20 protein-coding genes are annotated in these 21,162 nt (G+C 37.9%); 7 read left to right on the top strand and 13 right to left on the bottom strand.

The features are described 5' to 3' along the window. Positions 1-12: 12 nt before the first annotated feature. The 3 genes from AC59IL_RS14685 to AC59IL_RS14695 all read right to left on the bottom strand — a co-directional run bounded on the left by AC59IL_RS14685 (position 13) and on the right by AC59IL_RS14695 (position 6,869). Positions 13-3,219 carry a SusC/RagA family TonB-linked outer membrane protein gene (locus tag AC59IL_RS14685; RefSeq protein ID WP_496552903.1) on the bottom strand — a complete coding sequence of 1,069 codons (3,207 nt, stop codon included), beginning with the start codon at positions 3,217-3,219 and terminating at the stop codon, positions 13-15. A gap of 744 nt (positions 3,220-3,963) precedes the next feature. Beyond that, a complete protein-coding gene (locus tag AC59IL_RS14690) occupies positions 3,964-6,048 on the bottom strand; it encodes a ComEA family DNA-binding protein (RefSeq protein WP_496552904.1) in 2,085 nt (694 codons plus the stop codon). Beyond that, positions 6,045-6,869 (bottom strand): hypothetical protein, encoded by an 825-nt coding sequence (locus AC59IL_RS14695; RefSeq protein WP_496552905.1) that lies wholly within the window; start codon positions 6,867-6,869, stop codon positions 6,045-6,047. The genes AC59IL_RS14690 and AC59IL_RS14695 overlap by 4 nt, the downstream gene beginning before the upstream one ends. A 105-nt stretch (positions 6,870-6,974) precedes the next feature. Here AC59IL_RS14695 and folD point away from each other — a divergent pair, with 105 nt between their 5' ends. From folD to AC59IL_RS14720, 5 genes are all read left to right on the top strand, one after another. Beyond that, on the top strand, positions 6,975-7,850 hold the full coding sequence (gene folD / locus AC59IL_RS14700; RefSeq protein ID WP_496552906.1) for a bifunctional methylenetetrahydrofolate dehydrogenase/methenyltetrahydrofolate cyclohydrolase FolD: 876 nt from the start codon (positions 6,975-6,977) through the stop codon (positions 7,848-7,850). A 129-nt stretch (positions 7,851-7,979) separates the two neighbouring features. After that, on the top strand, positions 7,980-8,561 hold the full coding sequence (locus tag AC59IL_RS14705) for a 7-carboxy-7-deazaguanine synthase QueE (protein ID WP_496552907.1): 582 nt from the start codon (positions 7,980-7,982) through the stop codon (positions 8,559-8,561). Between the two features lie 266 nt (positions 8,562-8,827). Next, positions 8,828-10,738, top strand: coding sequence for an OmpA family protein (locus AC59IL_RS14710; RefSeq protein ID WP_496552908.1), 1,911 nt, complete (start codon positions 8,828-8,830; stop codon positions 10,736-10,738). Positions 10,739-10,896: 158 nt separating this feature from the next. Next, a complete protein-coding gene (locus AC59IL_RS14715; RefSeq protein WP_496552909.1) occupies positions 10,897-11,625 on the top strand; it encodes a DNA-processing protein DprA in 729 nt (242 codons plus the stop codon). A gap of 101 nt (positions 11,626-11,726) precedes the next feature. After that, positions 11,727-12,089, top strand: a complete 363-nt coding sequence (locus tag AC59IL_RS14720) for a hypothetical protein (protein ID WP_496552910.1) — start codon at positions 11,727-11,729, stop codon at positions 12,087-12,089. Positions 12,090-12,109: 20 nt separating this feature from the next. On the opposite strand, the gene AC59IL_RS14725 is transcribed toward AC59IL_RS14720, so the two are convergent. Continuing rightward, positions 12,110-12,427 carry a hypothetical protein gene (locus tag AC59IL_RS14725; RefSeq protein WP_496552911.1) on the bottom strand — a complete coding sequence of 106 codons (318 nt, stop codon included), beginning with the start codon at positions 12,425-12,427 and terminating at the stop codon, positions 12,110-12,112. Between the two features lie 134 nt (positions 12,428-12,561). Beyond that, positions 12,562-12,831 carry a hypothetical protein gene (locus tag AC59IL_RS14730; protein WP_496552912.1) on the bottom strand — a complete coding sequence of 90 codons (270 nt, stop codon included), beginning with the start codon at positions 12,829-12,831 and terminating at the stop codon, positions 12,562-12,564. Positions 12,832-13,371: 540 nt separating this feature from the next. Here AC59IL_RS14730 and AC59IL_RS14735 point away from each other — a divergent pair. Both AC59IL_RS14735 and AC59IL_RS14740 read left to right on the top strand, forming a co-directional pair. Further along, entirely contained in the window at positions 13,372-14,208 is an 837-nt protein-coding gene (locus AC59IL_RS14735) for a toxin-antitoxin system YwqK family antitoxin (protein ID WP_496552913.1), read from the top strand. A 54-nt stretch (positions 14,209-14,262) separates the two neighbouring features. Continuing rightward, positions 14,263-14,691 carry a hypothetical protein gene (locus AC59IL_RS14740; RefSeq protein ID WP_496552914.1) on the top strand — a complete coding sequence of 143 codons (429 nt, stop codon included), beginning with the start codon at positions 14,263-14,265 and terminating at the stop codon, positions 14,689-14,691. A 67-nt stretch (positions 14,692-14,758) separates the two neighbouring features. Here AC59IL_RS14740 and AC59IL_RS14745 read toward each other — a convergent pair whose 3' ends face one another. The 8 genes from AC59IL_RS14745 to AC59IL_RS14780 form a co-directional block, all read right to left on the bottom strand. Next, complete coding sequence (locus AC59IL_RS14745) at positions 14,759-15,235, bottom strand: phage holin family protein (RefSeq protein WP_496552915.1); 477 nt, start codon at positions 15,233-15,235, stop codon at positions 14,759-14,761. A 31-nt stretch (positions 15,236-15,266) separates the two neighbouring features. After that, a complete protein-coding gene (locus AC59IL_RS14750) occupies positions 15,267-17,009 on the bottom strand; it encodes a hypothetical protein (protein WP_496552916.1) in 1,743 nt (580 codons plus the stop codon). Between the two features lie 7 nt (positions 17,010-17,016). Beyond that, positions 17,017-17,466 carry a hypothetical protein gene (locus AC59IL_RS14755; RefSeq protein ID WP_496552917.1) on the bottom strand — a complete coding sequence of 150 codons (450 nt, stop codon included), beginning with the start codon at positions 17,464-17,466 and terminating at the stop codon, positions 17,017-17,019. 15 nt (positions 17,467-17,481) lie between these two features. Next, a complete protein-coding gene (locus AC59IL_RS14760) occupies positions 17,482-18,105 on the bottom strand; it encodes a DUF6712 family protein (protein WP_496552918.1) in 624 nt (207 codons plus the stop codon). A gap of 7 nt (positions 18,106-18,112) precedes the next feature. Next, entirely contained in the window at positions 18,113-19,417 is a 1,305-nt protein-coding gene (locus AC59IL_RS14765; protein WP_496552919.1) for a phage portal family protein, read from the bottom strand. A 12-nt stretch (positions 19,418-19,429) separates the two neighbouring features. Beyond that, the gene (locus AC59IL_RS14770) at positions 19,430-20,095 is read right to left on the bottom strand and encodes an NUMOD3 domain-containing DNA-binding protein (protein ID WP_496552920.1); all 666 of its coding nucleotides are present in this window, start codon (positions 20,093-20,095) and stop codon (positions 19,430-19,432) included. After that, a complete protein-coding gene (locus tag AC59IL_RS14775) occupies positions 20,092-20,499 on the bottom strand; it encodes a hypothetical protein (protein WP_496552921.1) in 408 nt (135 codons plus the stop codon). The genes AC59IL_RS14770 and AC59IL_RS14775 overlap by 4 nt, the downstream gene beginning before the upstream one ends. A gap of 72 nt (positions 20,500-20,571) precedes the next feature. Next, positions 20,572-21,102, bottom strand: coding sequence for a hypothetical protein (locus AC59IL_RS14780; RefSeq protein WP_496552922.1), 531 nt, complete (start codon positions 21,100-21,102; stop codon positions 20,572-20,574). Positions 21,103-21,162 lie beyond the last annotated feature (60 nt).

Below are 21,162 nucleotides of genomic sequence, written 5' to 3' on the forward strand. Positions count from 1 at the left end.
CTTTTAATATGGTTAGAATTGAACAGTGACCGATCCTCCGAACAATCTTGAAGCGGGAGACTGGAACGAACTGCTGATACCAAATGTGTTGTTGGTAGAAGAGTAGTTGAATTCAGGATCACCCCATTGATTTGATTTCGGAACAAAAAGAAGCAGGTTCTTTCCAATTGCACTTACTGTTACTCTTTGAATGATTTTGCCTCCGCCGATCCATTTAAGCGGTAAATTATAAGAGATGTTAACCTCTCTTAATCTCCAGGCCGCAGCGCTGGCAAAATAATTCGTGGCTATCTGGTTGTTAGTGGCAGCACCGGTCCAGAACGCATAGTTACCATCCTGTACCTGAATGTTGGTATTATCTACGTACTTTCCGCTGGCATCTTTATACACTGAATTGGGGAATACAAAACGCTGACGGGCGTATTGAGCACTGCGTGCAGAAATTCCGGCAAAGTCCATATCAGATCCCATACCGGCATAAAAATTATGACCGCCTTTATAATCCCATGTCATACTTGCCGAAAAACCACCGATTGTATATGAAGGTGTGAAACCCAATACCCACAACGGTAATGAACGACCCATTACTACCAGTTCGTTGGCCTGGGAAGGAAGACCTTTTACAGGATCAATAATTACTTTGCCCGTGGCAGGATCTCTTTCATAATCGGTTAACTGAAAACCGAAGGCAGGTTTACCTACAACAGCAATATTGTTGGCGGTGGGAGAACTTACTGAGTTCTGAATAAAGCCCGAGTTACCACCAATCACCACAGGCGCATCGTTCAATGTGCGGGTAACCTTGTTATCGTTGTATGTAGCGTTCATTCTGAAATCAATTCTTCCTTCACCGATCTTTACCAGCGGGGTCAGGTTCAGGTCCAGTTCCAGGCCTTTGTTTTTAAAATCAGCAGCGTTAGCCAGGCTGATGGGATAACCGGTTGAGGCAGATTGTGTAACTGCCAGAATCTGATTGGTATTATTTTGATAGAAATAAGTTGCTTCTACATTAATTCTGTTACGTAAAAAGCCTAATTCAACTCCAACTTCTGTAGTTTTTACGAACTCAGGTTTTAAATTAGGATCGGGATAAACATCATCAGCAGTAAAACCCGATGTAGTACCATAAGGAAAACCACCTGATTGCGAGAAAGTAGCTTCCAGGGCATTCACACCAAGGTTTACGTTCCCTGATTTTGAAAGGGCACCTCTCACTTTTACAAAAGAAAAGATCTGGCTGCTTTGAATGGCAGGTATGGCATCAGATAGCACCACCGAAGCGTTGGCGCCGGGATAGAAGAAAGAACGGTTTTCTTTTCTTAAACGGCTGTCCCAGTCGTTTCTTCCTGTAAATTCAATATTTGCCCATCCTTTATAACTGAAACCTACACTTCCGTAAGCCGATAACAGTCTCGACTCAACAGTATAATTGTTACCGCCATTCACGGTAGTACTGCTACCGGTATATTTCGGTACCGAAGCATCACCGCTACGAACGGCAACATTGTACAGGTAAGGTATAACCAGGTTATTACCACCAATGGCCACATCTTTTGCACGATTTTGACGCACCATACCACCGGCCAGATAACGAACGGTTAAATCTTTATTGATCTTCTTGTCGCCGCTTAAGAAGTAATCGAGGTTAATTCTTGAAGAATACGACTGATCATCAAACACACTTCCCGGTCTTGGGCTGTACTGTGTTTTGCTTCTGTTTGCCTGCGCCCATTTTGAAACAACAACAGGGGCGGTGGAATTTTTATAACTATTAAACCCTAAGTTGGTGCTGAGTCGTGCAGATGCTTTTAACCAATCGGTAAGTTTATAACTAACATCCAGATTACCAATGAAGTCATCTTCACGGCCACGCTGGCGAATGTTGCCGATTACCCAATAAGGGTTTACTGCGAATTCATTATAGTAGTTCGAATACTGTGCAAACTTGCTGTTTTGCCAGTCTTTGTAATCGAGCAGGGGAATGTTGCTTGGCGTTTGCATTACGAGGAAGAAGATACTTCCGTTGTATGCAGGGAACAAATTAGCAAAACTGTTCTCATTTACCACATTGTAGTTCTGCAATACATAGTTCAAACCATAGTTAACCGATAATTTACCATAGTTTTTTGAGGCATTGAAACGGAAGCTGGTTCTTCTGTTTTCATCATTTGGCATCAAACTTTTGATTTTAGCATCCTGCACACTGGCGTAAAAATCTTCACCCGATACTGAGATGGTATTCTGCCAGGTTAAACCGGTGTTCCAGAATTTAACCTTGTCTTTGTAATGCCCGTTACTATAGGGTCCCTGTTGAATGGAACCATCTTCAAGCTTAACGCCTATATCTCTTGTTGTGCCATCGAATGCGGGACCGAATTGCTGGTTTTCATATGGCACGTAAGTATAGTTACCGTAGTCGTCGGTAGTTTCACCGGCGCCTGCTCCAAAACCACGTTGCATTTTTGGAAAATAAGAAACCCTGGCGGCCTGCAAAGCAGAGCTAACGGTTATATTCAGTTTTTTGGTAGTACCTTTTTTGGTATTAATTACAATTACACCATTCACCGCATCAGGTCCGTAAATGGCTGCAGAAGCCGCACTTTTTAATACAGTCAGCTCCTGAATATCATCCGGAGGAATGCTATTCAAAAAACCAAGTGGTGTGGGCGCTCCGTCTACCAGCAACATAGGCTGGTTGTTACCGGTAAGCGAGCGGATACCTCTGATGCTGATTTTGGCATTTTCAAACACGCCGCTATTTACAGTGGTAACCGATACACCCGATACTTTACCATTTAATGCCTGTTGAACATTCACAGCTTTAGCCTGGTTAAGCACTTTGCTGGTTACAGTAGTAGCTGCATAACCCAACTCTTTGGCTTGTCTTTTAATACCCAATGAAGTGGTAACTACAACTGTAGACAATTCGTTAGTAGTTCTTGTAAGTGAAACGTTAATTACAGCCTGTCCTGCTGTACTTACCTGCCTTGTCTCCAAACCAGAAGCACTGATCTCCAGAATGGCATTTCCGGTAACAGTTAACTTAAAATTGCCGGCTTCATCTGCGGCGGTTCCAATCTTTGTTTTTTTGATTTTGATAGTAGCGAAGGGAACTGGGTCTCCTTTATCGTCTGTGACTTTGCCCGTAATCTGACGGTCCTGTGCAAGTGCCACAACTGATAGTACTAACACTACCAGTAGTGATAGAATTTTTCTCATGAGGCTTGTAGTTTTTTAAAGTGAATGAATCCCCAAAAACAAAAAACGTGTTTTTTAAATTTTTACAAAAAAAAGTTAAACTAAGGAGAAATAAAAAAAATTTACTAACCGGTAGACAAACCGAATTCTGAAAATGCTGCAAACAGCCTGTTCACATTATTTTTTAACATGAAAACTTTTCATCGCTATCGCCATAGCAGCATAAACACGTCAATTGTATTGTAAAAGCCGCTACCAGACTGCATTACAAAGGAATAAAAATTTCACATGACACATTTCCTGTTAATCAATTTTTAATCTCACGACAACTTTATCAATTTTACATGAACGGAAACCTGATATAATTTTTAAATTGATGTATGACGCATAACCGAAGTTAACAGATGCCTTTTAATGAAGTTTTAATTTTTATCATGATAAGTATAACATCAACCTGCGTTCTTTTACTTACGAAAAGCTTATTCCTTTGATTGAACAACCGCTTCAAACACACCCGCAACAAATTACTATGTCAATCAGCAATATCATCTTTGTGATTGACAGAAAACAATTTGTAAGGTGTAAATGACAATTAATTGCAGGATGAAGTCAGATGTTCCCGAATCCCCTCATTAACAAAACCATTCAATTAACAATATATATTGTAAACATTATCAGCCGGTAAGACATTCAGTAACCATTAAACGCTCATTACATTAAAAAATAATTAATATAACGTTCGACATGCATTACCGCTAAAAATCTTTATCGCGTTGCAAAAATAATCTGCAACCTGATATCAGATCTTTTCAAATCATCAAATGCATTATTCGCCGAACCAACTGTTGTTTTGGATGGATAAACCGATTGCGCGAAAGATAAAGATAACAGGCAGTTGAAATTATTTTTTTGCGGCCTTACCAAATGGTTCGTTAACCGGTAATTAACGCTTAAAACATAACGGAGGGCTTTATCATAAAAGGCAGGTATATAGTAATTGTATAGAACGGTGTTTTCCCAGGCATATATTCGTGCATTATACCCATCGGTTTCAACATACTGCACACGGCCGGTGAATGAAAATGGTTTAAATGCAGGTTTAACATGAACATCAGTGAAAAATAAAAAACCGGTTTCTTTCAATTGCGGGATATTGTTCGCGTACCACACCGCTTCGACCCTGCTGCGCAAAACAATTGCACTATTAACGCGGTAACTGATCTGTGTTCGCCAGCTTAGCTTTGAAACATCGGGCAATGATTTTATAGCTGAACTGCTGTCTGACATACCCGCAGATTTTGTTTCGCTCCTGAAACGGCTGTATATCTCTGCATTCTTATTAGGATTAAATGTAACCTGAACAAGATATTCATGCCCCCCCGATGGAGCATTGACCTGATACTTTAACCAGGGAAATCGAAAAATATCTGCATAAGCATCCAGCTTCACACCATGCCGGAGCCTGATGCAAATTCCCGCATACCATCCGTTTTCATTAACCGGCAAACTGTTTTCGGTAAATGCATTGCTGAACATCGACTGGTACCGGCTGCTGATGTTACGATATACAATAGCCATATCAACTGCCGGATCAAGACTTGTTAACAACCCATGTATCATTGCCCGGTTAAATTGATTATCTGTTGCTACTTCACCAAAAACATGCATGTTTCGAAAAGTATAACTGTAATCAAGACTGTAATTGCCAAAGCGGCTGCCATCCATCGCATACAAATCGTAGGGATCGCCTGATGGTTTCATTGGCTTCGACCAGGCATATTCCACCGCATTAATGCCAATATGTCCTTTGGCGTTCATTATTTTTAAACTGCCGCCTGCTGTTTGCAGTTGCACGTTATTGCGGTCGCTGATCTCTGATAAACTGCGGTGATAACCGGATGTATTTATTGAGGAAATATATGCGTAATCATATAGCAACAAACTATCAACTATTATATTGGCTGTTAATTTTCGTAACGAACCAAACAATGTGCATTCGACATTTTTTTTGCGAAGGGTTATTCCAACACCCCGGTGAAAATTATATTCACCGGCCGAATTATATGGTTGCAACGCCGGCCCCTGCCGCTTTACATTCAATACTTCGGCGCTTTTTTTAAAAGCCAGTCCCTGCCATTGAATCAGTCCCTGACCAAAATGTACGGTGAAATCGCCAAAAGCCAGCGATTGAACGATGCCCAGTTTACGGGCAAAAAAATGAAATGAATAAAAATCGAAACCTGCACGCTGCGTTCCTTTAAAAAACGATTCACCCGCATCTTTGTCGCCCGTGATGCCATATTGCAATAAATTTTTATAATTGTATTTATACCTGAACAGCATTGCGGCAGCACTTCCTGCATAGGTGCTCATTGTTTTTTTGTATTCAGCCGACTGGTTAACAGCTTCAGCATATCGAAACAGCGCACTATACTCTCCGCCTGATAACCGTTTACCTAAATTTTCAATGATTGCTTTTTCATTGCTTACTGTAATAAATGGCAACAGTCGTTTAATGGTAAGTACATCCCACCCGGGCACTGCCTGCAGTTCGTACACACTTATCAACGGTCCCAGCATTTTCTTATACTGCAAAAAATTAGTGATCTGCAAATCGGTTAGCAATTGCAACTGTTTCAAATCATCTGCATCTGCATTATTAACATTCAAAGGATGCTTTTGGAAATACTCCAGTTGCTGCCATTGGGTATCATCTTCGGTAACACCTTCCTGCCGTTCGGCCTGGCTTTCGAGTTGTAATTCATTAACCGGTGAACCGGTTTGTTTATCCTGCGCAGTAGCAATCGTTGCTGCAAACAATGCCGGCAATATGGAAAAAACCCGTTTCACTGTTCGGTTTTTGTTTTACCAAAAAATAACAGCAAAAGTCCTGGGGTAAAGCCCAATTGGGGATGGTAACGCAGATTTATATCGGCCCGGCAATTCTTCCATTGGCAGCCAATGCCCGCAAAAGGCTCGGTGGTAGCTGTTGAAAGACCGGTTCGTACAAATAGCCGGTTGGCTATTACATTATATTGTATGCCGGCCTGCACGTTTACCGGTTTATCTTCTTCTTTACTCACTTCGGCACTCAAAAACAATTGTTGCGACACCTCGTATCCTGCACCAAACTGGTAAACAGCCGCCAGCTTTTCGTTGCTATTGTTCTTAAACCTGGCACCCAGCGGATTTGCTATATGAATACCGGTAATAAAACGCTGCGAAATCTGCCATTGACTGCCCAGTTCAATGCCCAATGCCGCATCGTCACCATAACCTGCTATGTGAATCATATTATAATTGCATTGAACACCGATGCTTATTTTGCCCAGGTTTTTGCCATAGGCAAGGCCAATGCAGCTTTCGTTATAATCACCAAAGCCTGCATATTGCATGGCAAGCCCTACCCCATCGCGCCCAACCGGAATAGCTACAGTAGCCATGTACATGGAAAGCTCCTTTAACCCATATTTTTGTTCGGCATATAATCCTGCACTGGTTTGAGGAAGACCGGCCAGCGCGGCCTGATTCGAAAGAAAGGAAAATGACTGGGTAAACGTGCGGCTATAAGCCCCCAAACCGGTATATAAAGTACCGGGAGAGTAATGAATTGACTGGGCATAAGTCGCCAGACAATGGATAAGATAAAATGGCAATAGCAGTTTTTTCACACAGCAAGCTTTGTAATACAGTAGTTAAACATATTGAAAATAGATAATATAAAAAAATTTTGTTCCGGTTTAGGGCAGCTACCATCAGCCCTTTACCTTTGCGCCATGAAAATTTTAGACGGGCAGCTTGTATCGCAGGCAATAAAAGATGAAATGAAAATAAAGGTGGCGCAGCTAATAGCCGAAGGCAAAAAGGTTCCACACCTTGCCGCCATATTGGTTGGCTCCAACGGCGCCAGTGAAACCTATGTAGGTTCAAAAGTAAAAACCTGTGAAGAGATCGGTTTTCATTCAACCCTCGTAAGACTTGATGAATCTATCAGTGAGTTTAAGTTGCTCGCCGCTATCGAAGATCTGAACAATGATCCCGATGTTGATGGCATTTTGGTGCAACTGCCTTTGCCCAAACATATTTCAGACGAAAAAGTGATCAATACCATTCTTCCCTCGAAAGATGTGGATGGATTTCATCCGGAGAATGTAGGAAAAATGGTTCAGGGATTGCCAACGTTTATTCCGGCTACGCCGCATGGCATTATGCTTATGCTGGAATATTATAAGATCAATACCAAAGGCATGCATGCCGTGGTGATCGGCCGCAGCAATATTGTTGGCCGCCCCATGAGCATTTTGCTCAGCGCCAATACCAATCCCGGCAATTGTACTGTTACCATATGTCACTCGCATACTAAAAATGTAAAGGAGCTGTGCCTGGAGGCCGATATCGTAGTAGCTGCTCTTGGTAAACCCGAATTTGTAACAGCCGACATGATCAAAGACGGCGCAATTGTTATTGACGTAGGTATTACCCGGGTACCCGATGCTACCAAAAAAAGAGGCTATTCGTTAAAAGGTGATGTGCAATTCGACACCGTTTCGCCCAAATGCTCCTGGATAACGCCGGTTCCCGGCGGCGTAGGCCCCATGACCATTGCAGCCCTGATGAAAAATACTTACCGCGCGTGTATCGATAAAAACTAATGTGATAATGTGATAATTTGCTAATTAGCTAATGAGAAACCTTAACGACATTAGCAAATTAGCACATTGGCCAATTAGCTAATTTTGTATTCAATGTCAATCGTTTCAACTGATATAAAACTTCCCGTAATGGAATCCTTTTATACCCTGCAGGGTGAAGGCTTTCATCAGGGAAAAGCTGCTTACTTTATTCGCCTCGGCGGTTGTGATGTAGGCTGTGTGTGGTGCGATGTAAAAGAAAGCTGGGACGCTTCGCAACATCCTTTACAAACTATTGAAGAAATGGTGCAGGGGGCTGCTGCTCATCCCGGCCGTCTTGTTGTGATCACCGGCGGTGAACCCCTTATGCACAATTTAGATGCATTAACGGCAGCATTGCACGAAGCCGGTTTTCAAACCAATATCGAAACTTCCGGCGCCTGGCCGTTAAGCGGTTCGTGGGACTGGATCTGTCTTTCGCCCAAAAAATTTAAGGCACCCCTGCCCGAAGTTTTACCAAAAGCGAACGAGCTGAAAGTGGTGATCTATAACAAAAGCGATTTTGAATGGGCCGAAAAATATGCCGCCCTCGTTTCGCCCGGTTGCAAACTGTTTCTGCAACCTGAATGGAGTAAATCATCTGTAGTAACCCCGCTGATCATCGATTATATTAAAAATAATCCCCAATGGGAATTTTCCCTGCAGCTGCACAAGTATATTCATGTGCCCTGAGATAATTTGAAAATGTGATAATTTGAAAATTTGAAAATTCGCTGACAGCTGATTTTCAGACATTTACATTTTCCAAACAGCCATCGTCGAAAGCACAATTTAACAATTGCGCCACCCACCTGTTGCAGTCATTTTAGCGTCTATACATAATATCAATTGCTTTATTTTGACAGCTTTAAGCAATTTTTATCTTTAACGCTCAAAAGTGGACTGATTTTGTGTAATCATTCACGATTGACCATTGACCATTCACGAAAATACTTGTGATGATTAAAACGCTAATTACAATATCCTTTTTAGTGGCATGTATTTGCCCCCTCAAAGCACAGTACGACCCCAATAAAGTAAATAAAAAGGCAAAGGCGTTGTATGAAAAAGCCTATAGCCTTGCCATGGAAAGCAAGTTTAAAGAAAGTATCAATTCGCTGCAGGAAGCCATAAAATTAGAACCACAATACGTTGATGCCTTGCTATCACTTGCGGGGTTATACAGCGAACAAAAAAACTACCAGAGCGCCATCGACAATTACGAAAAAGCAAAAGCAATCGACAGTAGCTGGTTTAAGGATTATAATCTTCCTTACTCTATTAATCTGGCCGGCAAAGGTGATTTTCAAAAAGCATTGCAGGCGGTTGATGAATTTTTATCTATTCCTAACCTGAATGAACAAAGCCGCAAGGCAGGCGATTACCGCCGCAAAACCTACCAGTTTGCGGTTGAATATGCCGGCCAGCACCCCATGGGAAATTATCATTTTGAACCCCAAAACATGGGCGACAGCATCAACAGCCAATACCTTGAATATTATCCAACCATTACCATCGACGATAAGCACCTCATTTTTACACGAAGGATCTATAGCAACGAAGATTTTTATGAATCGTGGTTTGTAAATGGTCACTGGACGAAAGCCAAAGCCCTTGCAGGTAACATTAACACCAGTCAAAACGAAGGCGCACAAAATATTTCGCAAGACGGGCAGTGGTTGATATTTACCGGATGCAATTTTCCGAATGGCCTCGGTAGTTGCGACCTGTACATATCATGGTTAACGCCCGACGGATGGAGCACCCCCGAAAATATGGGCAACCGCATCAATACCGAAGCCTGGGAATCGGCCCCCTCACTGTCGCCCGATAAACGCGATCTGTATTTTGCCAGTGGTCGGCTTGGCGGTTATGGCGGTAAGGATATTTATGTAAGCCACCAGCTGGCCAACGGCCGCTGGAGCGATCCCGAAAATCTGGGTCCCGAGGTAAATACCATTGGGGATGAAAGCACCCCCTTTATTCATGCCGATAACCAGACCCTGTATTTTACTTCGGGTGGGCATTTGGGATATGGCGGCAGTGACCTGTTTATGGTAAAAAAACTGGGTGCTAACAAATGGAGCAAAGCCATTAATCTTGGTTATCCCATCAATACCATCGAAAATGAAGGCAGCCTGGTTATTGCAGCAGATGGTAAAACGGCCTATTATGCCAGCGACCGTGCCGACACTAAGGGCGGACTGGATCTTTATACATTCGAAATGCGGGAAGACATTCGTCCGGCGCGCACCCTTTGGGTAAAAGGAAAAGTGTTTGATAATAAAACGCAAAAAGGATTGCCTTCGGCTGTTGAGCTAACCGATTTAAGTACACAGGAGGTATTAAGCAAAATACAAACCGACGAAAGCGGCAATTACCTGATCACATTACCGGTTGGAAAAGATTATGCATTTAATGTAAAACGCAAAGGCTATCTGTTCTTTTCAGAAAACTTTTCTTTAAGCCAGAAAACACCCGACAGCACCTACAATATCGACATTCCCCTGCAACCGATCGAAGCCAATGCAAGTATTGTATTGAAGAATATTTTCTTCGACTTTAATAAATACGATCTGAAGCCCGAATCGACCATTGAGCTGGATAATATTTTTCAACTGTTAAAGGAAAATCCAACGGTTAAAATTCAGATCAGCGGACATACCGACAATATTGGTAAGCCGGCCGATAATATGACCTTATCGAATAACCGCGCGCAGGCTGTGGTAAAATATCTTGCCGGGAAGGGCATTGATCCGCAACGACTCACTTTTAAAGGATATGGCGCCACACAACCCATTGCCGACAATACTACCGAACAGGGAAGAGCGCAGAACCGAAGAACCGAGCTGAAAGTGATAAGCCAATAAAGGCAATTGACAATTTGCAATAGGCAATAGGCAATAAATGAAGCCATGGCGCGGTTTGAAACTGATCCATGGCTTTTTTTAGTCCGAAACCTGTAACTTGCGCAATTGAACGATCCATTGACCATTGACCATTGACCATTGACCATTGACCATTGACCATGACTAACGATCTGCTATACCAGCTTGCTTTAACGCAGGTGCCACATATTGGCTGTGTACATGCCAAACTGCTGGCACAACATTTTCAAACAGTCGAAGCTATTTTCAAAGCCCGCATGGCCGACCTTGAAAAAATTGAAGGGATCGGTACGGTTCGCGCAAAATGTATAAAAACATTTAATCAGTTTGCGTATGCCGAAAAGGAAATAGCGTTTCTGGAAAAATATAAGATCAAACCCCTGTTTTTGAACGATGCCGATTATCCGCAGCGGCTGTTACATTGTTACGACTCGCCCACCCTGCTCTTTTATCGCGGCACGGCCAACCTCAATGCTTCGCGTATCGTAGCCATAATTGGCACCCGAAGCAATACCGAATACGGTAAAATTGTCACGGAAAAATTAATAATGGAACTGGAGCCATTAAATATTCTCATCATAAGCGGCCTGGCATTTGGCATTGATGCCATTGCCCATAAAACAGCTGTTAAATACAATCTGCCTACAGTTGGAGTGCTGGCTCACGGGCTCGATTCCCTGTATCCGCCCGAACATGCCCACCTGGCAAAAGAAATGGTTAAACAGGGAGGCGGATTACTCACAGAATTTTGCAGTAATACAGTAGCCGACAAACATAACTTCCCAACCCGTAACCGCATTGTGGCAGGCATGAGCGATGCAGTAGTTGTTATTGAAACGACTATTTTTAAAAGGCGGCTAAGTAACTAATTCATTATCAATAATTTAAAGATAATATTAAAATAAGTCTTTAGAATTATTGAAACTAATTGAAGGAATTATTGACTTATCTTAGGTAATAAGTTCGTCCTATGGCACAAAGGAATTATCCAGTTGTACTAGTTTGTAAAGAGAAATTTAAACACTATGTTTTGGGTAAGCCCATAAATGAGCAACCTGATAAGGAATTTATTTACGAGAAGATTGTATATAACGATACTGAATATAATTCATTTATTGACCATCATAAAAATGATGATAAAAACTACTTTGGACTTTCACATGATCTTTCAGAAAGAAAACCAACTTGGAAAGAACTAAAAGGCAATATTTTCAAAAAGACTTATAATTGGCTTCCTAAATGGGCAATAGCAGGATTAGCATCAGGTTCAACCTATTTAGCCTCTCACTTTAAGGAAATCTGGGAATTTGTAAAGACCTTTTTACATCATTAAAATTTAAACTTATTCAGAAATCAATACGCTTTCCCCATATTATTAGTGGTTAAATATTTGTCTAATTCGGTATATAAAATATGTCCTCCCCATGTATCGAGATGGACCAAAAGAACATTCACTGCACTGGTATCACAACCTGTTCTATTTAATGCTATTCGATAGTCCTCAGTTTGATTAAAAACATCCAAGAAAGTACTTAACCGATTGTTGTCGGAAGGCGCAATCAGAACATGAGAAATCTTATAGCGTGAAGGTCTATCAGAAAAGAAATCCTTACCAATTAAACCCTGATAATGTCTGGCTATTTTGGTGGCAGTATTGAATTCAAAATTCATGTGAATCTAATTTACCCAAATCTAAACCTTTAAATCCTAATATTTTTAGTTTTTTATGCACGAAAAATCCCGGCTTTAATTGCCGGGATTTTAGTCCGAAGGAGAGGACAATTCGTTCTTCTATCAAATATAAATTATTTATCATTTCTTTCAGAAACAAATTGAGTGTGAGCCAGCTTCATTATAACCATTGCATCAATTTCTAACAGTTCTGCCAATTTGGTCATATTCTCTAACGTCAAATCTCCTAAATTTTCGAGGCGCTTATCGAACGTACTAAAGTGGATGTTTATATCCTTAGCAACTGTAGACTTAGGAACATAGTCGAAAATATCTCGGAAGGTTTTAATAGTTCCGTCCTGAATTAGAGATTTTCCAATTTTATATTGCTTATCCTCTGCCATTTTTCAAAGAAAACCGTTTCCCATTAAATTATAATAGGTCACTACACATTTTATATATACAAATTCATTTTTTATATATTCTGACTACATTTTTTATACATAAATCTTCACATATTATATTAAATTTGATTTCGGATTTATTTATAATCACAATTATGGTAAAACGATATAATCAATTCCCAAATCAAAATAAGGCTTATTAGCAATCATAAATTTTCTTTTTGAAATCTTCTCACAGAGCAATTTAATCCCCCGATCCCCGATCAGCTTAATGATCGGGGATTTTTAAAAATCTCAATTATGGATATAATATGTATGGTTTCTTTTCCAATATTGGTGTTTATATCTCTTGGGATTGCACTTGTTTGGGGAATTGACAGTAAAATTGGCTTTACAAAAACCTTTCTCCTTTGCCTTTTCCTTACTCCACCAATAGGATATTCTTTGGCCATCTTATTCAATAATCACCTCTCCAAAACAAACAGTGAATTATAAATAAGGGTATCATTCAAGTTAGTCCACTTTAAAAACTTAAAAGCCATGTACAGCAAATTATTCGCCTTCTTTTTTTTCTGCGCTTATGCAGCAAGAAACTATTCTCAGACAGGGTGTGTTTCTGGCGATTGCCAAAATGGATATGGTATATCCATTGAAGATGATGGAAGAAAATGGGAAGGTAAATTTATAGAAGGTAGATGGAATGGTTATGGTATCCTTACGTATCCTGACGGACATTTATATTTAGGTTATTGGAATGATGGTAAAGATGATGGGAGCAAAACATTTGATAGCAAAAGCAACCCGTATAATAAATTTAACAAGGAAGGATTGCCGGATGGTTTGTGGATTACATTTTACATTACAGAACACTATTCACCATACGCAGAATTTCCTGCCAATCCGAGTCATATAAAAACAATAGGAAGATACAGAAATGGAAAGAAGGATGGTAAATGGCTATATTTCTCAGATGCATCGGTTATAAAGGAAGAAAATTATATCAATGGCATAAAAAATGGGCAGTGGATTACGTATTGGCAGGATGTTTATGTTGGTTATAATCGTATTCAGTACGTCGAAAATTTTAAAAACGGTATCCAGAACGGGTTATATCAAGAATTCAGCCATTATGGGAACCTCCTACTTCTACAATGTAATTATGTTAATGATCAAAGAGATGGTGAGGAAATAGAATACTATGATCATTCCAAATGGGGCGGGGGTGAACAAACTGACCCTAATCGAATAATTAAGTCAAAGAAGAAATATACAAGAGGAACATTAAATGGTGAGAGCTGCTTTTACAGGGAAGATGGTGCTGTGATTGAGAAGCACATTTACGAAATGGGGGTTATTAAATATAGTTACACATTTTAACTAAACGCTATAGTTGCTTTATTCTTTTTCGCTAACAAAAATAAAATTTAAGCTATGAACTTTTTCAAAAGAAATCAAATAATACTCCTTTTGCTTGCCATTATACTTATACCATTGGGAGTATACCTTAAGGATTCGTTCAGCAACAAAAAATCTCCTACAGTTAGCCCTACTTTCATAAATGAAGGCTTGGAAGAGAAGAATGAAGAAAAATTAGGAATTTATACGAAGGTAATGACGTATAAATATTGTGAATGTGAAGACTATTGTCAGTCATCTTTCATTGATGAGAATGGAAACGAATTTAATTTTGGAGACCCAAGCATGGGTAATATTCAATTCAATTGTAAAATGAATATGGATGGTTCACCCAAAAATGATACGTGGTTGGGCAAAAAATTTAAAATCAAGTATAAAAAGGATTCAACAAATCATTTAGAAATTTTGGGCATATCGCTATTAGATAATAGCGCAAGTAAATAATAAAGCTATTCATAAATGTCGGAACACTATTCCGGCATTTATCATTGATACCTGACATCAACAATTACTATTCGCTATCGACAAGGTCTTCCACTTCCTTTTTTACATGTTTAACGCGAAATAAAATATCCTTAAACTGTTGGAATAAATTAATTCCAAATCCTCTTTGAACATTCTCGTTAATACTTACTATTTCAACGCTGCAAAAAAATATTGCAATAATCTTGGTTATTAATAAAGGGATTGAACTTAGAAGTATTACAAATTCATACAATAAATATTTTTCCAATACAAAGACAGAAATCAATGATAGATTATAGAGAAGTAGCTTTGATATCAGTGAAGCAAATTTCCTTGAAGTAAATCCTTCTTTATTCTTGATTACACGAATAATACCAGTAGCTGTATCCAAAAATATAAATAAAAACACCAGTATTATCAGTGTTTGTATTGGGAAAATAAAGGCTGAAATAATTGAAATCAGTATTCCAATCTTTGCTTTTAAAGCAATAAGTATATAATTAAAATCTTCCATTAAGTCCATAATTAAAAATTGAAACACTTAATTTTTATTATTAAATAACCCAAGTTCCATTTGGTGTATTAATTGCAATCCATTCAACCGAATTAATTGCAACTAATGTAATTGTACTACCAATATCGGTTGAATTAATTGAACCATTTGCGGCAGTTACATTTAAACCTGATCTAATTGTATCACCAGTATTCGCTGAAACAGTAATTCCATCACCATCTTGAACAATGAATGTATAATTAAGATTCACAACAGCAGTTGGTAATGTAAAATTAACTGTTCCAGAAGCACCTTCATTGGTAAAATATTTACCAGAATCAGAAGAAGTTAAATTATAGTTAGTTGTCTTTGCAGTTACAATTATTCCAGTATTAATACCAGTTAAATTACTACCATCACCATAATATGTAGTAGCAGAAACTGTTGTTGCAGTTAATGAAGCATTAAATACAATTGTATTGGAATTGAACAAGGCTAAATTACTTCTATTGGCATTGGAAGTACCATTACCAATAACCATCAATGAAAATGAAGTATCTCCAGTTGAATTCCATTTACCTTGAACATGTTGACCATCAGCATTAGTTATCGTACCAATACCTTCAGCATGTGATGCAATACCATTGGCTGTTGTACCAGAACCTTCAGTATGTGCATATCTTGCATTTGCTGTAGTTATAGTATTAAAACCTTCAACATGAGACCATTCACCATTTGCTGTAGTTACACGACCTTCAGCATGAGATTCTGATGAATTTGATGTTGTTATAGTATTGAGACCTTCAGCATGTGAACCATATCCATTTGCTATTGTTAATGTACCTTCAGCATGTGAACCAGTTGTTGTTGCTGATGTCGCATTGCCCTCCGCATGAGAATATACACCAGAAGCTAATGTAAATCCTCCTTCACTATGTGCATTTGTTCCTGTCGCAGTAGTTGAATCGCCTTCAGCGTGGTTACCAATACCATTAGCTGTTGTATTATAACCTTCAGCATGTGAATGGCTTCCAGTTACCCTTGTCTGATATCCTTCAGCATGACCATATGTTGTTGTTGCCGATGTTTGAAATCCTTCAGCATGAGAACCTTGACCAGACGCTACAGAAACTTGGCCTTCAGCATGTGAATATTGACCAGAAGCTATTGTACCTTGGCCTTCAGCATGTGAACCTTGACCAGAAGCCATTGAAACTTCACCTTCAGCATGAGAATATTGATTACTTGCAATTGTTGAATTACCTTCAGCATGTGAATAACTACCTGAAGTTATTGTATTAAAACCATTTTTTAAACTACCATTAATAGTTAAACCACTTAAATTATTAATTAAGGTAGTATACGAATTACCATTGTTATTATTTACATGAAGTGTATTATTGGTATCAAAAGTTACGGCAGTAACTGCTGTATCAAATATTCCTGATAAATGACTACCATCTCCATAGTATGTCGTACCACTTATACTACCATTAACTGTTAAACCACTTAAATTATTGATAGTAGTTGTAAATGTTCCACCTGTTGAATCAAATATGGATAAAATATTATTATTAAAAGTAATTGCAGTTACAGAAGCTGTTGGAATACCCCCTGTACCATTTGAATATAACCCATCTCCTGTAATACCAATTACATTACCAGCAACATTTGAAATTCTTACATTGGCAGCTAATGGATCACATATAGTACCAGAACCTGAAAATATAACACTTGGCGTAATAGCAGTATAGACTGTTTTACCACAAGGAAAATTATTTGTATTATAATTAAAATTCGACATAGTTCATTTATTTAACAGGCACATCACAAGGGCCAAATTCTTGAGGTGTTATTATTCCGATATCTAAATACCAACCTGCTACGAAATCATCCAAATATTCTTCAACAGGTGTTGCTGTACCACTTGATACCACATCCAAATCAAAAACATTTTCCAGCCATTGTCTTACATCCCAAAGTATTCTTATAGTATCTGATTGAACTTCCAATTCATTCTTTTTATTCTTATCAACTAAATCCAATACATAAACCCTGAAGTTGTATTGAATTGTAATTGAGTCAAAATTGGCAGGTAATATTGTTACAGCTAATAAAGTATAATTCTTTACAGTTTCTGCTGTTATATCCCATGCTTCACCCTGAAAGAAACTATTAATCTGTCCATGCCTTTCAGCAATGATGTTGAATGTTTCAATCAATTGATTCAATGTCGCATTTGTACCGTTATACGATGGCATAGTCATTAATATTATTTAATAATCATTAAAACATCCATATCTACTATTCCAATAGATATATCCATTATTATTTAAATTCCTATATACTTTTGCTCTTTGTTCCGGTGTATATGGGTTACTTAATGCAATTCTGCTTCTATATCCATGCCTCTTTGGTAATACATCAACTGGACTTTCTATTTGATTATAACTTGGATATTTATTCTGATTAAATAATAAATACCTTATCAATCTTTCACTATAGAACCCAAACTTCGATTCAGCCATATCAGCCAACATTTCTAATTCATCCTTTCCGGCAGGTTGAGAATTATCAGAAGACATTTTTTCAATTCCTTTCCCGGCAAACTTATATGTCATGTATATTGGTGCCTCCTTCATAATACCCCAAATCATGCATGGCTGTATATAGGCTTCAAGCAAGAATAATTCATCAGCGGTTAAACCACTTGAAGCAATTGCATCTTGAAGATGAACATATAATGAGCTTCCGAGTAATTTTTCAATCTGAATTTCTTGAACTAAAGAAATAATTGGAGTAAGCAATAGCATATCTATATTATCATTGATAATTGAATTATCCTTCAATGTTTGTTCTGATATAAATAAATTCTTAAATGAAGTGCTATTAATAGGCATGTTATTATTAATTAGTAATTACGTTGTTATCTGTAGTTGCACCACTGGAAGGTGCATTTACATTCTTTGGAATATCACCGATTAATTGCTGGCCTTCAGGAATTGCCACATCAGTAATAAAACCCTCCTTCTTTAACTTGATTCTTACTTCTTCCGTTGTCATATTATCAGTAATTATCTTTTCATCCTTAAATACAATATCCAATGGTTCAGAATCCTTGATTCTTAAATCAGCATTTGGAAAATTTGTAGATATAATTCTATTGAAGATTCTTAATAATACTTTTCTTGCTGGTCTTACATATGATTTCATGAACACTTGAACACCTTGATTGAATTCTTCAGTATTCCCAAGTTTACCAGCAGTCATTACACCAAATATGTTTGGAGCTGAAATTCTATGACCTACGAAAATGGCATCACGTACACTATCCTTTAAGATGGTGAACATCTTATCCAAATCAGGTTGTTGTATTGGAGTAATTTCAGGGGAATCATTATCTGAATCGCTGAAAGTGATTAATACTTTTCCTGTATTGGAACTACCACCAAACTTTTTATTAATTTTTGCTTCAATTTCTTCTTCTTCCTCTTCTGTTTCTGGCTGACCATTTTTGAAGTTGATCATCATTGAAGGGAAAAGACCATTTTTAATAGATTGAAGATTGAAATTTGTAATTTCAATATCAGTTTCAATTGCAGCAGAAGAACTTATATAATAAGGAATTGGATATTGATCTACAGTTAAACTTCCACGGTAATAAAATATTTTTGTGCCTGTCTTATCATTTTCATCATACAAATCATATTCAATTGTCTTAATTGAACTACCTTTTTTTGTCCAATGCCTTGAATATTTTAGTTTATCGGCCTCTAAATTGAACCTGAAATTGGGTATAGAAACATAATTTATTTCAGCTATTCTTCCTCCAATTCTTTCATAAACAACTTGCAATGTGAAGCCACCATATATTTCAAAATCTAAAACGCACTTAGAAAAAATATCATCAAGTGAATCACCTCTATTGTTACATGAATTGATAAATTCTTCAATATCTTGATTCCCTGATTCACTTTCCAATCCTTCACCACATATAAAATCCCTCTTACCAAGTATCAATGAGCTATGAACAGCACTGTTATAAAACATATCCCTTAGAAATTCAGGATAAGCATTATCATCACCCCAAGTTAAATATCCACCGGAAGATTTATTTTCTTTGACTACAGGTAAGACATAATCAGCTTTGTTGATTGAAAACAACATTGCTTTCATCTTATTCTTTAATTCAGTATCATTATTTACATTCATAGGGTTTTTGGGTTACGAATATTGTTTCTTAGTTTCTTGGTATTTCCAAATAAAACCACCAGAAGAATTACTTTCACCTCTGCAACATGTAGTTATACAACCATGTTTTATTTGTAAATTATCGCTTACCTCTTTAGCTGAAGCCCATTGTTTTATAAATTCTCCATTCAAAGAATATTGAATTACTTTTTTAGCTCTACTAGAATTACCCGTAGCCTTTATTCTCATTTTTTTTCTTGAATCGCCACTGTGCTTTCTACCATAAAATGGATTTGTTGTACCTGTTAGAGCTTTATGAAACTCAGACATCTTTTTTCTAGTACCAACACTATGTTTTTTGCCTTTGTTAGACATTGATATTTTCATTTTGGTTTCTTCACTATGCTTTCCCTTGCTTCCTGCTGCTCTAATGTTCATTAGTTCAATTCCACAATCTTTATATAAATCCATGTATAATTGTTCGTATCTATTCAATACTTCTTGTTCAACATCATTCGGCAGTTCATGAATAATTTCAAATTTATGATTAGCTATCCCATACTTTAAAAACGAATTATTCAAAATAATTTGTCCTTTCGCTTTAGTGCATCTATACTGTTTAAATCTGGTTTTTATATCAGTCGATTGTCCTATATAGACTTTACCTGTTGGTGACGTTATTTTATATATTACAGTCATGAATGCCATAGTTTAGGGTCGAACACCTTTCTGGTATTATCAGCAGGTTCAAATGTTGGTATTACTTGTGATTCACCGATACATTTCATTCTTCCAATTTCAACTAAGTTCAAGTCTGTTGGAATAAGTAAAGAATCTGGATTCTCATAAATATTATATTCATAAAAACCTTCAAGTTGCATATTAACCTCAGATGCTAAAGGGTCAACAGAACCGAATTTATGTGTAACACAAAATCTTTGATATCGATATGGACTATCGGAATTATCAGTACAAACACAGTAAAAGCTTTCATTACTAACTGTATTGATAAATTCTAACAGATAAATATCAGTATCATGAACTTTCTTTTCTGAAAGTGTACACACCACTTGGTTCTTACTATTTTGGTATATGATAATCATCTTATTGTCTTACTAAAAAAGCCCTACCCAAGTACCGGGAAGGGCTTTTTATAATTAATTTATAATGGTCGATTAATGAGCTACAAGTAATCCTGCAATCAATGCAGAAGGGACTTCATAAGCCAAATCAGGTTCTTCACCAGTTAAAGTAAACTTGTACCCGTTGAAATCACCAGCAGCTTTACCAGCTTCTGAACTACCAGCAGAAAGTGTCAAACCATTTGCAGAACCAACCAACCAATATTTACCAGCATTAGTGAGAACTACAGCAACCACATCTGTTTGTGCTAATTGCTTAAACTGATTCCTCTTGGTTACTTCTTGCTTAGAGAATTGAAGTTGAATTTCTGGTTTATAGAATACTGTATTATTTTCAGTTGATACTTCTGAAGGTTCAGTAAAACTTCCTGTATGCTTAACAAAATTATAAGTGTAGAATTGAGCGCCACTGGTCATTGTAATAGCAGAAACAGTATCAGCACTATTATTCAAGGTTACACCAGTAACAGTTGTATATTCTGCGATATAAACTGTTTTGATACCACCTTGTTTTTTATCATCACAACCAATTGTAATATTTGAAAATGAGCCACAAATAGCCATAGGATATAAGATTTATAAAAATAAGAGGGTTAATAACCCTCCTATTTATTATTATTAGTT

Source organism: Niastella sp. sgz303648, assembly GCF_059587045.1.

Coding starts and splice junctions, on each gene's coding strand:
- AC59IL_RS14685 (WP_496552903.1), bottom strand. CDS start 3,219: ATGAGAAAAATTCTATCACTACTGGTAGTGTTAGTACTATCAGTTGTG.
- folD (WP_496552906.1), top strand. CDS start 6,975: ATGAAAATTTTAGACGGGCAGCTTGTATCGCAGGCAATAAAAGATGAA.
- AC59IL_RS14705 (WP_496552907.1), top strand. CDS start 7,980: ATGGAATCCTTTTATACCCTGCAGGGTGAAGGCTTTCATCAGGGAAAA.
- AC59IL_RS14710 (WP_496552908.1), top strand. CDS start 8,828: ATGATTAAAACGCTAATTACAATATCCTTTTTAGTGGCATGTATTTGC.
- AC59IL_RS14715 (WP_496552909.1), top strand. CDS start 10,897: ATGACTAACGATCTGCTATACCAGCTTGCTTTAACGCAGGTGCCACAT.
- AC59IL_RS14720 (WP_496552910.1), top strand. CDS start 11,727: ATGGCACAAAGGAATTATCCAGTTGTACTAGTTTGTAAAGAGAAATTT.
- AC59IL_RS14725 (WP_496552911.1), bottom strand. CDS start 12,427: ATGAATTTTGAATTCAATACTGCCACCAAAATAGCCAGACATTATCAG.
- AC59IL_RS14730 (WP_496552912.1), bottom strand. CDS start 12,831: ATGGCAGAGGATAAGCAATATAAAATTGGAAAATCTCTAATTCAGGAC.
- AC59IL_RS14735 (WP_496552913.1), top strand. CDS start 13,372: ATGTACAGCAAATTATTCGCCTTCTTTTTTTTCTGCGCTTATGCAGCA.
- AC59IL_RS14740 (WP_496552914.1), top strand. CDS start 14,263: ATGAACTTTTTCAAAAGAAATCAAATAATACTCCTTTTGCTTGCCATT.
- AC59IL_RS14745 (WP_496552915.1), bottom strand. CDS start 15,235: ATGGACTTAATGGAAGATTTTAATTATATACTTATTGCTTTAAAAGCA.
- AC59IL_RS14750 (WP_496552916.1), bottom strand. CDS start 17,009: ATGTCGAATTTTAATTATAATACAAATAATTTTCCTTGTGGTAAAACA.
- AC59IL_RS14755 (WP_496552917.1), bottom strand. CDS start 17,466: ATGCCATCGTATAACGGTACAAATGCGACATTGAATCAATTGATTGAA.
- AC59IL_RS14760 (WP_496552918.1), bottom strand. CDS start 18,105: ATGCCTATTAATAGCACTTCATTTAAGAATTTATTTATATCAGAACAA.
- AC59IL_RS14765 (WP_496552919.1), bottom strand. CDS start 19,417: ATGAATGTAAATAATGATACTGAATTAAAGAATAAGATGAAAGCAATG.
- AC59IL_RS14770 (WP_496552920.1), bottom strand. CDS start 20,095: ATGACTGTAATATATAAAATAACGTCACCAACAGGTAAAGTCTATATA.
- AC59IL_RS14775 (WP_496552921.1), bottom strand. CDS start 20,499: ATGATTATCATATACCAAAATAGTAAGAACCAAGTGGTGTGTACACTT.
- AC59IL_RS14780 (WP_496552922.1), bottom strand. CDS start 21,102: ATGGCTATTTGTGGCTCATTTTCAAATATTACAATTGGTTGTGATGAT.